This window comes from Archangium gephyra (assembly GCF_049060025.1).
In the GTDB taxonomy this organism is placed as follows: Bacteria; Myxococcota; Myxococcia; order Myxococcales; family Myxococcaceae; genus Archangium; species Archangium gephyra_A.
Genome location: NZ_JBMEQQ010000002.1, coordinates 9,002,538 through 9,018,066 on the forward strand (window position 1 = coordinate 9,002,538; position 15,529 = coordinate 9,018,066).

The following is a 15,529-nucleotide window of genomic DNA, read 5'->3' on the forward strand; positions in this document are numbered from 1 at the left end:
CGGTGTGACGCGGTGCGCGACGTCCTCGCACCGCGTCATTCCTGCCTGCTCCCTCTACTTGCGAGCCGCGAGCACCGGCGCCTGGAGTGCGTCGGGCACGGGCTCATACGTCGCCAGGCGCAGGGAGGCGGTGGCGCGTCCCTGCGTGCGGCCGCGGAGGCTGTTCACGTAGCCGAAGAGGCTGGACATGGGCACCAGCGCGGAGACGTTCCGCACCGCGCCATGGCCCTCCATCCCCCGCACACGCCCGCGCCGGGCGGACAGGTCCCCGAGCACGTCGCCCAGGAACTCCTCCGGCGTGGTGACCTCCACGTCCATCATGGGCTCCAGCAACTGCACGCCCGCGCTCCGCGCCGCCTCCTGGAAGGCCAGCGAGCCGGCCATCGTGAACGCCTGCGGCGTGGAGTCCCGCACGTGCGTGCTCCCATCCACCAGATGCACCTCCACGTCCACCAGCGGGTAGCCCGCGAGCACGCCCCGCTCCATGGCGCCGGCCACGCCCTTCTCGATGGCCGGGATGAACTCCTTCGGGATGACCCCGCCATGCGTCTCGTCCACGAAGACGAGCCCCGTGCCTCGCGGCGCGGGAGCCACCTCCAGCACCACATGGGCGAACTGTCCGGGCCCTCCGGTCTGCCGGACGTGCCGGTACTCCTGGCGTACCTTCTGGCGCAGCGTCTCGCGGTAGGCCACCCGCGGCTGGCCCACGCTCGCCTCCACGCCGTACTCGGTCCTCAATCGGTCCACGACGATCTCCAGGTGCAGCTCTCCCATGCCGGACAGCAGTTGCTGACCGGTTTCGGGGTCCACCTCCACACGCAAGGAGGGGTCCTCGGCGGCGAGCCGCGTCAGACCGTCCTCCATCTTCTGTTGCTCCGCCCGGGAGCGCGCCTCGATGGCGAGCTGGACGACCGGCTCGGGGAAGCGGAGCGTCTCCAACAACACGGGAGCCTCCGGAGCGCACAGCGTGTCGCCCGTGCGCACGCCGCGCAGGTTGAGCGCCGCGCAGATGTCGCCGGCATGCACCTCGTCCACCTCCTCGCGCTTGTTGGCATGCATGAACATGAGCCGTCCCACGCGCTCGCGGCGCTGCTGGCGGGTGTTGAGCACGGCCATGCCCGTGCGCAGCGTGCCCGAGTAGACGCGCAGGAACACGATGCTCCCCACCGCCTTGTCGTGCATGAGCTTGAAGACGAGCGCGCTCAGCGGCTCCTCGTCGCTGGACGCACGGGTGACGTGCTCCCCCGTTCCGGGAGCCTCGCCCCGGGCCGCCGGGAGGTCCGACGGAGCGGGCAGGTAGTTGATGATTCCATCCAGCAGCATGCGCACCCCCTTGTTCTTGAAAGCCGCTCCGCAGAGCACCGGCACCAGTTGCCGCTGGAGGGTGCCCGTGCGGAGCGCGTGCTCCAGTTCCTCGGCGGTGATGTCCGCCAGCCGTCCCTCCACGTACTTCTGGAGGACGGTGCCATCCACCTCGGCGCAGGCCTCGATGAGCCGCAGGCGCAGCGCTTCCGCTTCCGCGCGCAGGTGCGCCGGAATCTCCTGTCCCTCGGCGGGCTCGCCGCGCTCCCCGTCGAAGAGGAAGGCCCGCATGCGCGGCAGGTCGATGAGCCCGGTGAACTCGGGGCCCGCTCCGATGGGGAGCTGCACCGGCACCGGATGGGCCTCCAACCGCTGGCGGATGGAGCGCACGCACATGGCGAAGTCCGCGCCCACCTTGTCCATCTTGTTGAGGAAGGCGATGCGCGGCACCCCATGCCGGTTGGCCTGGTGCCACACCGTCTCGGACTGCGGCTCCACGCCCTGGCTGGCATCGAACACCGCCACCGCTCCATCCAGGACGCGCAGGGACCGCTCCACCTCGATGGTGAAGTCCACATGTCCCGGCGTGTCCAGGATGTTGATGCGGTGCGGGTGCCCCGCGAAGGGCCCCCGCATGGGCTTCCAGGAGGCGGTGGTGGCCGCCGAGGTGATGGTGATGCCGCGCTTCTTCTCCTGCTCCATCCAGTCCATCTCGGTGGCGCCGTCGTGCACCTCGCCCACGGTGTGGATGCGGCCGGTGAAGAAGAGGATGCGCTCGGTGAGCGTGGTCTTGCCCGCATCGATGTGGGCCATGATGCCGATGTTGCGGTAGCGCTCGATTCGAGTGGTGCGAGACATAAAAGACTCCCGTTCCCGCCGGGTGCACGCACCCGCGGGTTGAAGACAGACACTGGTTGAGAGGGAATGACGTCCGGGGGTCCTCGGGCGCGCACACGCATGCCCGGGAGCGGCCCCTCAGGGACGCTCAGGACGGCGCGAGGACACACGAAGGCCCGGGATGATCAGTGGCGGAACCAGGCCCCTGCGGCACACGGGAACCAGCCAACCCGCGTACCAGGGAACCCGGTCCGCCTGATCAAATGTCGAGCAAAACCTTGTTGCGGGAGCCGAGACGCACGTCCGCCATCGGCGCGAAATCGCGCACGGACGGCACACCCGGGATGGTGGAGACGGGCCTCATGACGGGAACATATTTAAGACATCAGCGCCGATTGTCAATCCTGAGCAGGCATTGGCCCGGGGCGGCCCGGAGGGTCACGGCACGTCCACCGCGAGACGGTCTCCGATTTGCAGATACTCAGCGGACGCCTCGTCCCCACCCAGGAGTCTCACCCATGACTCGACGTGCCGCCGTCCTCCCCATTCTCTTCGTGCTCTTGCTGGTGCTCGGCGGTTCCCCCGCCGCCGGGCAGCCAGCTCCCCTCTCGGGCTTCGACGACTACGCCAACACCGCCATCCGCGACTGGAACGTACCGGGGGTGTCCGTCTCCGTCGTGAAGGACGGCAAGGTGGTGTTCTCCAAGGGGTATGGCGTGCGCAAGGTGGGCGAGCCCGCTCCCATCGACGAGCACACCCAGTTCTCGATCGGCTCCATCTCGAAGTCCTTCGCGGCCATGGGCCTGGGCATGCTGGTGGAGGAGGGCAAGGTCTCCTGGGACGACCCCGTCAGCCAGTACCTCCCGTACTTCCAGCTCCATGACCCCTACGTCACGCGCGAGCTCACCCTCCGGGATCTGCTCGTCCATCGCAGCGGGCTGCCCGAGGTGTGCGGCGGCATCCTCTGGTACGGCTCCGATTACAGCCGCGAGGAAGTGCTCAAGCGGCTTCGCTACCTCAAGCCGGTCTCCAGCTTCCGCAGCACCTTCGCCTATCAGAGCGTGACGTACATGGCGGTGGGAGAGGTCATTCGCGCCATCACCGGGAAGTCCTGGGACGACTTCACTCGCGAGCGCATCTTCACTCCGCTCGGGATGAACGAGAGCAACTCGCTCTTTCGCGACCTGAAGAAGTCGAAGAACCTCGCCCTGCCGCACGTCCGCATCGACGGGAAGCCGGTGGCCATCGCGTATCGCGACTCCGATGCGCTCGGCCCCGGCGGAGCCATCGTGTCCAGCGCCCATGACATGGCCAGGTACATGCGGTTGCTGCTGGCGGAGGGGAGCCTCGATGGCAAGAAGTTCTACGGCGAGAAGGTGGCCCAGGAGCTCTTCACCCCGCAGATGCTCGTGCCCAGCCGGCCTTCGTCACGGCCCGAGCTCAAGGCTCTCAACTCCTGGTTCAGCGCCTATGGGTTCGGGTGGTTCCTGCGCGAGTACCGCGGGCGCAAGCTGGTCTTCCATACAGGGGGCATGGATGGGATGTCCGCCATGGTGGTGCTCGTGCCGGAAGAGAAGCTCGGCATCACGGTCCTCTCGCACAACGATGGCGGCATCTTCCATCCCCTGGCTCTCCGGATGCTCGATGCGTACCTCGGCGCTCCTCCGACCGACTGGGCCGGGGTCATGCTGAAGTTCCGTGGGGAGGGCGAGAAGAAGGCGAAGGACGCCGAGGCCGCGTTGGTGGCCGCTCGTGTCCAGGGAACGAAGCCCGCGCTCGAGCTGGGACGCTATGCCGGGAGCTACCGGGACCGGATGTACGGGGACCTCTCCATCACCCAGGAGAACGGGAAGCTGGTGCTGCGCTTCAGCCACAGCCCCTCCTTCACGGCGGACCTGGAGCACTGGCAGTACGACACCTTCCGCCTCCATTGGAGGGATCCCATGAACTGGCCGAAGGGCTTCCTGACGTTCTCCCTGGACGCGAAGGGGAAGCTCAAGGGCTTCGCGTTCGACCAACCGAGTCTGCTCGACGTGCACTTCAACGAGCTGTCGGTCGAGCGTGTTCCGGACGCGCGTTGACAGCACCTCTCCAGGTCTCGCCCGCCTCCGTCACGAGGCGGGCGAGCCGGAGCCTCTCGCGGGTCCTCTCGTCAGAAGAGCTCGGAGAGGATGAGGAGGAACCAGGTCGAGACGAGGCCCGCGAGCCCCGCCACCGCGGGCAGCCACAACCCGAGTGGCACGCTGGGCCAGGGCCGTGACGCGGAGAACCTCCGCACGGCGACCCAGACGGTCACCCCGAGCGGCACGAACGCCAGCGCGAGCGCCAGGAACTGGAGGAAGGTCCCGAAGGCATTCGGGCGGCGATGACCTTCGCCGGAGAAGCCGAACATCACGGCACCGGCCACGATGACGAAGAGAGCGAAGGCGGCTTCGAGGAGCAGGGCCAGCGCGGCGAGCAGGGTGTACCTCCGGGGGGGCGAGTCCGGGAAGACTATCCCGGCTTGCACGCCGAGCGTGTCCACTCCGGTGGGTGGCGGCGCCGGTTCAGGCGTTCACCATCTCCTTGTCCTGCGTCACGGAGGTGCGGCGCATGGGCTGCGCCTTGCCGTACGTCAGCGAGCGCGTCAGCCACTCGGCGGGGCCGAAGCGGAAGCGCGCCATCCAGAGATGGCTGAAGACGATCTGCAGGGCGAAGAGCGCCAGGGTCAGCGCGATCTGCACCGCCGAGCCTGTCTTGCCCATGAGTCCCAGCCCGTAGCCGTAGAAGAGGAGCACGCCCAGCACCGACGTCAGGAGGTAGTTCGTCAGCCCCATACGGCCCACGGGCGCGAGCACGGCCAGCCACCGCCGCCACGTGTCACGCTGGAAGAGCAGGGTGATGGCCGACACGTAGAACGACGCCATGCCCAGCTCCCCGAGATGGCGCATCGGTCCCATGACATACGGCAGCCACGGGAGCGACCCGGGGACGATGATCTTCCGGGAGAAGAGCTGCCCGACGAGGATGCCCACGCCGCTGGCGAAGAGGCCCAGCACCAGGCCCCACCCGAGCAGCCGGCGGAAGAAGCGCAGGTGCTGGGGCGCGTCGTGGAAGAGGCGGCGGCGCCCCGCCCACAGGCCCAGCAGGAAGCGGCCGACGATGACGGGCAGGAAGCTGCTGAGATTCCAGAACAGGTCCCCGAGGTAATACGCCGCGCCCACTCGCACCGTGTCGAGCCAGGAGCCGTGAGAGAAGGCCTCCAGCACCTGGGCCCTGAGGGCCATGGAGTGCTCCTGGGCGGCCTTCGCGGCCTCCTCGGCACCCGGTGAGCCGAGCAGTTGCGGCAGCCGCAGCCCCAGGTTCCACAGCGCGGGGCCGAGGAAGATGAGCGCGGCGGCCCAGAGGAGGAGGGTGCGGTCCGCGCGCTGGTGGAACAGCAGGAGCGTGAAGCCCAGCAGGGCGTACGTGCTGACGATGTCGCCCTGGAAGAGGAGGAAGAGGTGCGCGAGGCCGATGCCCAGCATCACGAGCAGCCGCCGCGCGTAGACGGGGACGACGGAGGTGCCGCGGCCCTCGGCGCGCCCGAGCTGCACCGCGAAGCCCAGGCCGAACAGGAACGAGAAGAGGGTGATGAACCGGCCGCCGATCAGCGGGCCGAAGGACTGGTTGACGGCGGTGTCCAGCCAGGATGCGTTCTCGAGGGACGCCTGCATCTGGGCACGCGGGAGGAACATGCGCCCGCTGAACCACAGGTAGACGTTGGCCATGAAGACGCCGCACAGCGCGAAGCCGCGCAGCGTGTCGAGCAGGACGAGGCGTTCGCCTTCATCAACGGGACGGGCGTTGGCGGCTGGGGTGGAGGCCATGAGGCAGGGGTCAAGGCAAGGCCCGGGCCAGCCTTTCGGGGCACCCGGACCCACACGCCACGCGGGAAGCGCGAGGTGGCCCGCGCTCGGATGGGGGCATGCGGCATTCCCACTTCTGGGACGAGCCTTTTCGAGAACGGACAGGCGTGCCGGTGGGGGCTACCGTGTCTTCATGGTCTCTGGCTGTTCTGCGTCGTGGAGGGTGCGTCCTCTCCTGCTCCTGGTGCTGCTGGTGCTCCCGGGCTGCGGTGCCGTCAAGACGTCCCTCTCCAGGAAGGGCTTTCTCCCCCTCCGATACGAGGACATCCGTTCCTTCAATGCCTCCGTGAAGCTGCTGTATCCCCCTCTGTGCCCCGGGCAGAGCGCGTATGTGTCGGCGCATGTCGTCCTCGCGAATGGCAGACGCCTGGTGGTCAGCGAGGCGCCCCAGGACTTGAATTGGGACAAGGTCGAGCTGCGGACCACCGGGCCCGTCCGGGTGCTCGCGAAGCCCGGGTGGATCAAGCTCGATGCGGATGTGCGGCGGCTCCTGGAGGGGCCGCCCCGGGTGAGCGTGGCGCTGAAGGAGCGGCCGGACATTCCTCCCGTGGAGGTTCCCCTGACGGTCGGTTTCCGATGCAGCCAGGAGGCGGACTTCAGGGGCGAGCCTGGCGAGCCGGGGGCTCCGGGGTCCGACGGAGTGGCGGGCACACCGGGAGAGAACGCGCCGTTCGTTCCAGGCTACACCCGTCCTGAAGGACAGGGCCGTTCCGGGGGCGCGGGAGGGATCGGTGGCGCGGGGGGGAGGGGGCAGCGAGGCAAGCGGGTGGAGGTGGTCTTCAAGCAGGTGCTTCCGGCTCCCGACGGACGAGTCTTGTTCAAGGCCCTCGTGCGTGACCTGGATTCATCGCGAACGCAGGGCTCCCTGGTGGAGCTGGGAGGCGGCTCGTTGGCGGTGCGGGTCGTGGGAGGTGCGGGGGGACGCGGAGGACAGGGAGGCCAGGGCGGGGCGGGCCTGCCGGGGGGTTTGGGGCTGCCTCCTGGCGCGGGGGGCGCGGGCGGCAACGGCGGGCCCGGAGGCGACGGTGGGGAGGGCGGACAGATCGTGGTGCGCCTGTCGCCCGAGACGGTGCCGTTCGTCGAGCACTACTCCCTGCTGTATTTCGACACCCAGGGCGGGGCCGGTGGCCAGGGCGGAACGGGCGGGGAGGGAGGGACGGGTGGTGAGGTTCGCGACGCGGGAGTGCCGCCGGGCAAGCGTGGAGCGGAGGGACCGCCGGGACGGAAGGGGCCTCCGGGGCGGCAGGGGGCCCAGGGCACGCCACCGGAGATCCGCGTCGAGCAGGTGCCAGAGCCCTGGTAGCTCGGGGCGCAGGGGCCGGGCGATCAGGGGGGTGCCAGCCCGCCGGACGCTTTTCGCCGTGGGGGTTGCCCGGATTTTCGTCTCACGGGTCCAAGCCTTCGGAAGCCTCACGAGGAGGCCCGCCGACGATGACCATCCTATTGCAGTTACAATCCGGAGGCGGCGGCTCCCTGCCCGATGTGATCGGCTCTGGTAGAGTGCGCTCTCCCCCATCCCCTCATGACTCATTGAGCCGAGCCGACTCGCAGCAGATCTCCCTGCTCTTCAACCAGCATGGACCCCGGGTGTACCGCCGGGCTCTGCGGTTGTTGGGCAATCCCGCTGACGCGGAGGAGGCGACGCAGGAGATCTTCATCCGCGCCTTCCGCTCCGCCGGGAGCTTCCGGCAGCAGAGCCAGATGACGACGTGGCTGTATCAGATCGCCACGAACTACTGCCTGAACCTCATCCGTGACCGCTCGCGCCGCACCGCGCTGCACGACGAGCACGTGGCTCCTCTGGCGGACGACGCCTCCCGGTCCGAGCAGGTGCGTCCCGATGATGTCGTGCTGCTGCGCCGGCTGCTCGCGGACGCGGATGAGCGCCAGGCCGCCGCCGCCGTGTACGTCTTCCTCGATGGCATGTCGCACGATGAGGCCGCCTCGGTGCTCGGCGTGTCCAAGCGTACGGTGGGCAACCTCCTGGAGCGGTTCCAGGAGTGGGCGAACGCGCGGACGGCGGGGGGCGCGGAAGTCCCCACCCCGCCGCCGGAACGCAAGCCGTCTGGTTTCCTGGGATTCGGAAGGAAGCGCTCATGAGCCCTCCTGATTTCGACAACCTGCGCGAGGGGCGGCCCGGGTGTCCGTCCGATTTCACGTTGGATCGCCTCCACTCGGGCGCAGCCCCCGGCGGAGGCTCGGGAGACCGAGCGCCATGTGGCGGGCTGCGCGGAGTGCGGCGCGCGTCTGGCCGAGCGCCAGGCCGGCTTCGGTGCCATCGACGGGGTGGACCCGCGCGCGATGCTGGCACGCATCCGGACCGGTCTCGACGCACCCGCCCAGGCTCCGCTCCCGGCGCGGCTGAGTGGCTGGATGCGCCGCCTGATCGCCCCGATGGCGATGGTGGCCACCGCGGCCGTTGTCCTGTTGGTGGTGGTCCCCGGTCAGCAGCAGGGGACGCGGATGAAAGGGGCGCTCGCGCTGCACGTGTTCCGGCTCACGGGCGACCATGCCGAGGAAGTGGTGAGCGGTGACACCTTCGCGCCGGGCGACCGGCTCCGCTTCGTGGTGGACGTGCCGGCGGAGGGACACGTGACGGTCCTCGGTGTCGAGGCATCCGGGACGCTCTACACCGCATGGCCGCTGGAGCCCGGAGTCCAGACGCGGTTCGAGGAGGGCAACGGCATCGAGCTGCCTGGCGCGGTGTCGCTCGACGCGCAGCCGGGCCGCGAGCTGCTCCACCTGGTGCACTGCCCGCTCGAGGTGGGCCCGCCGGAGTGCACCTCGGCGGGCGCGGGTGAGAAGCCCGTGTGTCCCGAGGGGTGCGTGATGACGCCGTTCATCCTGGAGAAGGGCGGATGAGCCGGAGCACCGTGCTTCTCCTGGGCCTCGTGCTCGCGGCGCTCGCGCCCTTCACGGCCCGGGCGCTCCCCGAGCACACCTGGGTGGTGGCCATCGGTCATAACCAGGGTGCTCGCAATGAAGTGGGCCTGCTCTTCGCGGAGCAGGATGCCCGGACCTTCTCGGACGTGCTGCGCCAGCACGGGGGCGTCTCGTCCCGGCGGACGATGCTGCTGCTCGGTGATGACGCGGCCTCGGTGCGGCGGGCGCTCCAGGACGTGAACGCCGCCATCCGCGCCCAGGCGGGGGCGGGGCACCCCACCGGGCTCGTGGTCTTCTACTCGGGCCATGCCGACGCGACCGCGCTCCACCTCGGCGGGACGAGCTTCCCGCTCGAGGAGCTCAAGACGCTGGTGGCGGGCTCTCCCGCGGGCGTGCGCCTGCTCGTGCTCGATGCCTGCCGCTCCGGAGCGGTGACGCGCGTGAAGGGCGTCAACGCCGCCGAGAGCTTCGACATCACCCTGCGCGACAACATCGCCACCGAGGGCCTCGCCATCCTCACCTCGAGCGCCGCGGGCGAGTCGAGCCAGGAGTCCGATGCGCTTCGCGGCTCGTTCTTCACCCACCACCTGGTGAACGCGCTGCGCGGCGCGGCCGACCATGACGACGACGGCAAGGTCACGCTGACCGAGGCGTATGGCTATGCGTACACCCAGACGTTGCGCTCGAGCGGCCAGACGGTGGCGCTGCAGCACCCGACCTACTCCTGGGAGGTGAAGGGGCGCGGCGAGCTGGTGCTGTCGACTTCGGCCGATTCGCAGGGGCGCATGGGGCGGCTGCGGCTCGGCTCCTCGTCCCTCTACCTCATCCTGGAGGGGCGGCGGGGTGGGCCCGTGGTGGCGGAAGTGTCGCCGCAGGGCAACCGCCGGGAGCTGTCCCTGCCCGCGGGCCACTACTTCGTGCAGCAGCGCAACGCCGATGAGTACCGCGAGTACCAGGTGACCCTGGCCGCGGGCTCCCTGGCGGATGTGGCCACGCTGCCCTACGAGACCGTCCGCTACGACCGGCTCGTGCGCCGCCGCGGCGGGGAGAAGCGCTACACGCACCATGTCACCGTGCTCGGAGGCGCCCAGGGCCAGATGCTCGCGGGAGACGGCACCGCGCCGCAGCTCCGCGTGGGCTACGGGCTCGACTTCGATTGGGGCTCCGTCGGCGTGCGGCTGCGCGGCATGAGGAGCCAGAGCTCCGGGCGGGATGGGCTGCTGCCTCGCACCCACGATGAGCTCGGCCTGGCACTGACCCTCCAGCGTTTCGTCGACCTCCAGCACGTGAGCCTCGCGTTCGGGCTCTTCGCCGAGGGCGTGTACCACCGGCAGCGCTTCGACACGGAGCGGGTGTCTCCGGACCGGCGGGCCCTGGGCGCGGCCTTCGGTGGAATCCTGTCGGTGGAGCGGCACCTGGGCGCGGGGCTCGCGCTGCGCCTCGAGGGCGGGCCGGTGACCGGCCTCTTCCAGCGGGCCGTGATCAACAACGGCGTGGATGCGGGAGGCCGTGAACTGGCGACTCCACTCACCTGGTGGGGCGCGGGAGGACTCGTATGGCGCCGGTGAGCACCGAGGGCAGGGCCGTTTCTCCTCTTCTCGGCGGGCTCGTCTGCGTGCTCGCGGGCGCGGCACTCGCATGTGGGGAGACGCTCGTCGACGAGACGTACTCGGGGACGCCGCTGTTCACGGTGCGGGGCAAGGTGGTGGCCCCCGCGGATTACGTCGATGAGGAAGACGCCGAGGTGTTCCTCGCGTTGTTGTGGAGCCGGGGGGACGCGGAGAAGGGGGACAGGCTGGTGGAGCAGCCGGGGACCGTGCACCGCACGGCGTTCTTCCGCTCCTACGTGCTGCACCTGTTCGACGAGCCCGGGAGCGAGCACTTCTTCACCACGCCCTCCGGCGCACGGTATGCCATCGGACGGCTCGCGGGCTTCCAGGATGAGAATGGCAACGGGCGCAGGGATGCCTCGGAGCCGTTTGGAGGCTTCTCGCCGCAGGCCGTGCTTCGCGCGCCCGAGGCATTGTCCGCCAGGGACTCGCCCACCGGGACCCCCTTGAGCGCGGGGTGGCACATCGTCTCGACCCCGCTCGCGTGTCCTCCCGCCACGGGACCTCAGCCCGCCCCTGACCCCACCGCTCCCGTGGCGGATGGGGAGTGCGGGGTACCGCTCGGCGCCGGGTGCAAGCGGGACTCGGACTGCGGCGGAGGGGTGTGTGTCCTCAACTTCATCGGAGAGTGGAACGGGGGGGCCTGCCTCATTCCGGAGCCTCCGCCGAACGGCTGCCGTCAGCGGGGCTCGGTCCTGCTGCGGGGCTCCGCGTCGGACACGCGGGCCTATTGGATCCCGGCCTGTTCGACGTCCGAGGATTGTGGGCGCCTTCATCCCTATCAATGCGACCAGCAGCTCCGGGGTTGCAGGCCCTCCGCCGAGGTGGTCGTGGACATCAACGGGCGAGAGGCGCAGCGCTCCTTCTGCGCGGGGCAGGGAGGGCAGCCCCCGCCCCAATGACCGTTCCCATCGATCACTTCGCCCGTCTGGAGAGGAGTGCCGCCGTCATGTTCTCGCGTCCCCTGGTCCTGGTCCTGTTGTTCCTTGCCGCTCTTCCTGACGCTCACGCCGGGGAGCCCGAGGGGAGCGGGCGAGGAACGCTCCAGATCGTGACGAACTACTGGGCCGACGTGTACGTGGACGGCAAGCGGATGGGACGTGCACCCATGAAGGCCCTGTCGCTGCCCGCGGGCCGGCACGTCGTCAGTCTGCTCGGCAACACCAAGGTCAAACACTACCGGCGCGAGGTCGTCATCCGCCCGGGTGAGACCACGGAGCTCCGCGTCGACCCGGACAGCCCCGAGGACTCCGCACCCGTGAAGCCGAGTGGGCGCGAGTCCGTGGAGCCGCGCGGGAACGAGCCCACGCCGCCGCGAGCCTCCGCGCCGGGGAAGTCCAAGGAGGGGGGCGAGGGAACCCTCAGGCTCCGGGTGAAGTATTGGGCCGACGTGTACGTTGACGGCAAGCGGAGGGGGCGTGCACCCATTCCGCCCTTCTCCTTGCCCGCGGGCAGGCATGTCATCGAGTTGCGCGGGAACCCCAACTACAAGGACTACCGGGCAGAGGTGGTCATCAAGGCGGGAGAGAGCCTCTCGCTCACCCCCGAGCCGAAGCCCGTGAAGTGAGCCCGCACCGAGGGTCCTCCAAACGCGGAAGGCCCCCGGGAGGCATGCCTCCCAGGGGCCATTCAGCTCACGTCCAGCTTCGTGTGCTCGGGACTAGTACTGACCCTTGAGCGTGGTGCCGGAGTACGAGCTGTAGCCGCGCAGCATCACGTGGTAGCGGCCGGAGCTGGTCTTCGCGGTGAAGGAGCACGTCTCGGAGTTGCCGGCCTTGTACGGACGGCAGTCGTACGAGGTGGTGCTCGGCTGCGAGCCGAACTTCACGTACATGTCCGCGTCACCCGTGCCGCCGCTCATCGTGAAGGTCACCGCGCGGCTGGCCGGCACGTCCAGGTGGTAGTACTTCAGCGAGGCCGAGGCGCCCGAGATGCCGGTGAGCGTCACGCCGTTGCTCAGCGCGGTGGAGGTGGCAGGAGGCGTCGCCACACCCACGCCCACGGCCGTCCAGGCCTGCGTCACCGAGGTCTTCTCCGCGGCGCCGGCGCCGTAGAGCTGCTCGGCGGCCGTCTCCGTGTACGCCTTCGCCTGGGCGAAGGTGGTGGAGGCCGTGAAGAGGTCACGGTTGGCGCGGTAGAAGATGGCGCCGGCCTTCTGCACGCCGATGCCCACCACGTTGGTGGTGGTCACGCCGCGCGGGTGCGTGCCGCCCGTGGACAGCAGCTTGAACGCCAGGTTGGCGATGCCCGAGTTCCAGTGCACGCCGCCGTTGTCGGAGGTGCCCGTGTAGCGCGTGGGGTAGTAGTCCGTCGACGAGCCATCCTGCGTGGGGTTGGCCATGTAGCGGAGCGCGTCACCCGCAGTGTTCGGCGTCCACACGTCGTCGCCGATCATCCACACCGAGGCGGGCGTGGTCCAGCCCAGCTTCCACGACTCGCAGTAGGCCGAGAAGATGTCGCTCAGGCCCTCGTTGAGCGCGCCGGACTCGTTGGAGTAGATGAGGTCCGAGTCGGTATCCGTCACCGCGTGCGTCAGCTCGTGCACCGTCACGTCCAGCGACTTGCCCAGCGGCGCGGACTGCGTGCCGTTGCTGTCGCCGTACACCATCTGGGTGCCGTTCCAGAAGGCGTTGGTGTAGTTGGTGCTGTAGTGCACCGTGCTGCGCATCTGCGCGCCGGCCCCGTTGTACGAGTCACGGCCGAAGTTCTGGAAGAAGCACTGGTAGGTGGTGCCCAGGTGCGCGTGGTTCTCGTCCACGTGGGAGTCACCGGTGGCCGCGCCCGTCTCGGAGCGCTTGAGGGTGCCGGGCAGCGAGGTGCCGTTGTTGGCCGAGTACACCGCGCGGTTCTGCGCGGAGTGGATATCCGAGTGCGTGGCCTCGATGGCGCCGCTCAGCGCGTTGACGTACACGTTGTCACGGATGGGCATGTCCGCGCCCTCACCCGTCACGACCACGTGGTAGGCCAGCTTCAGACGGTTGTCCTTCTCGGAGCGGATGTACACCAGGCGGGCATCGCCCTCGGAGGCGATGTGACGGCCCACGGTGCTGTCCAGGGCGGCGGCGCGGGCGGCCTCGCTGGAGATGCGCGCCACGGCGGGCACGAGCTCACCGTCACGGGCCGAGCCGTTGGCCGCGAAGATCTTGCCGCTGGCGTCCTTGTGGAGGATGAGCTCACCGCCCACCACGGGCAGGCCGTTCTTGGTCTGGCCGTAGCGGATGTGGGAGTTGCCCTCCTCGTCCACGGTGGTGCGCTTCATCACCAGGTCGGTGGCCTGAAGGCGGAAGGCGGCGGCGATGCCCTGCAGGCCGCTGGCGTTGTCCAGGCTGCCCTTGAGCATGAAGGGGACGCCGTCATCATGCGAACCGGCGACCTGGGCGGACGGCAGCGCGGCGAGCGCGGCCTGCACGTCACCGAGCGAGTCGGCGGCCTCGTCGAACTTCTGGGCGCCCTCGGGCAGCTGCGAGTTGTCGACCTCGCAAGCAGCGAGAGGAAGCGCGAGCAGCGCGGCGGCAAGGAAGCGGGTGCGAATCACGGGGGTATCTCCTGACCGATGGCGGGGTGCCCTCGGACGGCTCTCCCTTGAGCAGGAAACGCGCCAACCCCGTAAATGCTTGGAACTCCGAAGGTTGCGACTCCTTGCAAGAGGTTTGTGGAGCAAGAATGTCACGCTCGGACCCCTCCCGGGTGTATCCCGGGTTTACAAGCAACCAGAAAAAATACCGGATTTCAATAGCTTATGGCACTGGCAGAGGGGGTGCCCTGATTTCGGACAGCATTGTCCTGCGTTGCGACAGCCGGCCCTCCGCCCCTGAAGCCGGGGAATCCCGCGTCAGGATTCCCGGGCCCCGGGAGCAGCCCGAACTCCAAATCCGGGCGTGTGGGGTTCAACTCCCCGGCGGCCTGCCAATTTTTTCCTCACGTCACTCCGCGAGCTCCGTGGCGCCCGAGTCCTTGCGCAGCGGGAGGATGGACGCTCCGGCGTGCTTCTCCAGCGCGGTGGCGAGCTCGTGGGCGTGCGTGGTGACGAACACCTGGCCCTGCCGGCTCGCGGTGGCGATGAGGCGTCCCAGCGGCTCCAGGAGCGAGGGGTGCAGGCTCGTCTCGGGCTCGTTGAGCGCGAGGAAGGGCGGGGGGCGGGGAGACAGCAGGGCGGCGAGCAGGCAGAGGTAGCGCAGCGTCCCGTCCGACAGCTCCGTGGCCTCCAGCGGGCGCACCAGCCCGGGCATGCGCATGCGGAAGGAGAATCGCCCGTCTTCGCTGTCGAGCTCCAGCCGTGAGCCGGGAAAGGCGCTGTCCACGGCCGCGTGCAGCGCGCGGTCATCGCCGATGTTGTCGATGGTCATCAGCGCCGCGGCCAGATCCCTCCCATCGTGCGCGAGCGCGGGGGTGCGCACGCCCACCTGCGCGTGGCGGAGGGGCGAGTCCGGGTCGGTCCGGAAGTGGTGGTAGAAGCGCCAGCGGAGCAGCTCCGCGCGCAGTGCGCTCAACAGGGGGAAGCGGTGCGGCTCGGAGATCTGCGCCAGCACGGACTCGCTGCCCCAAAGCTGGACCGCGAAGGTGGCGCGATGTCCTTCCGCGTCGCGCGCGAAGACACTCAGGGACTTGCGCTCGGCCACCACGTGCCGGCGCTTGCCCTCGTGCACCCAGACCGTCTCCTCCTTCACGTCCGGGTCCAGCGAGAAGGGACCCTGTGGAGGCGGGACGACGCCGCAGCACAGCTCATAGGCGAGGTCTTCCAGCCGCACGCCCACGGTGAGCCGCACCGGGGCGGACTTCGGAGCGCTCTTCGGTTTCGGGCCCGCCCACAGGACGGAGGGCATTCCCCCTTCTTCGGCGAGCGTGCGCGCCAGCGTCCCCTCGGCGCCGGCGAGCAGCAATTGCAAGGCGCGGTAGACGTTCGTCTTGCCGCTCCCGTTGGGGCCCACCACCACCGTCACGGGCGCGAGCGGGAAGCGCAGCGCCTGCACCGAGCGGTAGTTCTCGATCCACAGCTCTTGGACGGGCATG

The 15,529-nt window shown here is 69.4% G+C and carries 12 protein-coding genes; 7 read left to right on the forward strand and 5 right to left on the reverse strand.

Features of this window, described 5'->3' with window-relative positions:
• Positions 1 to 54: 54 nt before the first annotated feature.
• The gene (gene fusA, locus ACN28I_RS39325; protein ID WP_420947013.1) at positions 55 to 2,160 is read right to left on the reverse strand and encodes an elongation factor G; all 2,106 of its coding nucleotides are present in this window, start codon (positions 2,158 to 2,160) and stop codon (positions 55 to 57) included.
• 497 nt (positions 2,161 to 2,657) lie between these two features.
• On the opposite strand from fusA, the gene ACN28I_RS39330 reads away from it, so the two are divergent.
• Entirely contained in the window at positions 2,658 to 4,220 is a 1,563-nt protein-coding gene (locus ACN28I_RS39330; protein WP_420947014.1) for a serine hydrolase, read from the forward strand.
• 71 nt (positions 4,221 to 4,291) lie between these two features.
• Here the strand turns inward: ACN28I_RS39330 and ACN28I_RS39335 are convergent, their stop codons facing one another.
• Positions 4,292 to 4,648 (reverse strand): hypothetical protein, encoded by a 357-nt coding sequence (locus ACN28I_RS39335; protein ID WP_420947015.1) that lies wholly within the window; start codon positions 4,646 to 4,648, stop codon positions 4,292 to 4,294.
• A 37-nt stretch (positions 4,649 to 4,685) separates the two neighbouring features.
• Entirely contained in the window at positions 4,686 to 5,987 is a 1,302-nt protein-coding gene (locus tag ACN28I_RS39340; RefSeq protein ID WP_420947016.1) for a DUF418 domain-containing protein, read from the reverse strand.
• A 202-nt stretch (positions 5,988 to 6,189) separates the two neighbouring features.
• On the opposite strand from ACN28I_RS39340, the gene ACN28I_RS39345 reads away from it, so the two are divergent.
• The 6 genes from ACN28I_RS39345 to ACN28I_RS39370 all read left to right on the forward strand — a co-directional run bounded on the left by ACN28I_RS39345 (position 6,190) and on the right by ACN28I_RS39370 (position 12,086).
• The gene (locus ACN28I_RS39345) at positions 6,190 to 7,329 is read left to right on the forward strand and encodes a hypothetical protein (protein WP_420947017.1); all 1,140 of its coding nucleotides are present in this window, start codon (positions 6,190 to 6,192) and stop codon (positions 7,327 to 7,329) included.
• A 227-nt stretch (positions 7,330 to 7,556) separates the two neighbouring features.
• Positions 7,557 to 8,126, forward strand: a complete 570-nt coding sequence (locus ACN28I_RS39350; protein ID WP_420947018.1) for an RNA polymerase sigma factor — start codon at positions 7,557 to 7,559, stop codon at positions 8,124 to 8,126.
• A gap of 117 nt (positions 8,127 to 8,243) precedes the next feature.
• Positions 8,244 to 8,888: a hypothetical protein gene (locus ACN28I_RS39355; RefSeq protein WP_420947019.1), complete on the forward strand. Its 645-nt coding sequence runs from the start codon at positions 8,244 to 8,246 to the stop codon at positions 8,886 to 8,888.
• Positions 8,885 to 10,477: a caspase family protein gene (locus ACN28I_RS39360; RefSeq protein ID WP_420947020.1), complete on the forward strand. Its 1,593-nt coding sequence runs from the start codon at positions 8,885 to 8,887 to the stop codon at positions 10,475 to 10,477. The genes ACN28I_RS39355 and ACN28I_RS39360 overlap by 4 nt, the downstream gene beginning before the upstream one ends.
• Positions 10,465 to 11,421, forward strand: a complete 957-nt coding sequence (locus tag ACN28I_RS39365; protein ID WP_420947021.1) for a hypothetical protein — start codon at positions 10,465 to 10,467, stop codon at positions 11,419 to 11,421. The genes ACN28I_RS39360 and ACN28I_RS39365 overlap by 13 nt, the downstream gene beginning before the upstream one ends.
• Before the next feature lie 149 nt (positions 11,422 to 11,570).
• The gene (locus ACN28I_RS39370) at positions 11,571 to 12,086 is read left to right on the forward strand and encodes a PEGA domain-containing protein (RefSeq protein ID WP_420947022.1); all 516 of its coding nucleotides are present in this window, start codon (positions 11,571 to 11,573) and stop codon (positions 12,084 to 12,086) included.
• 93 nt (positions 12,087 to 12,179) lie between these two features.
• Here the strand turns inward: ACN28I_RS39370 and ACN28I_RS39375 are convergent, their stop codons facing one another.
• Together ACN28I_RS39375 and ACN28I_RS39380 are read right to left on the reverse strand one after the other, a co-directional pair.
• A complete protein-coding gene (locus ACN28I_RS39375; RefSeq protein ID WP_420947023.1) occupies positions 12,180 to 14,054 on the reverse strand; it encodes a M4 family metallopeptidase in 1,875 nt (624 codons plus the stop codon).
• 388 nt (positions 14,055 to 14,442) lie between these two features.
• Positions 14,443 to 15,528 carry an AAA family ATPase gene (locus ACN28I_RS39380; protein WP_420947024.1) on the reverse strand — a complete coding sequence of 362 codons (1,086 nt, stop codon included), beginning with the start codon at positions 15,526 to 15,528 and terminating at the stop codon, positions 14,443 to 14,445.
• Position 15,529: the final 1 nt, after the last annotated feature.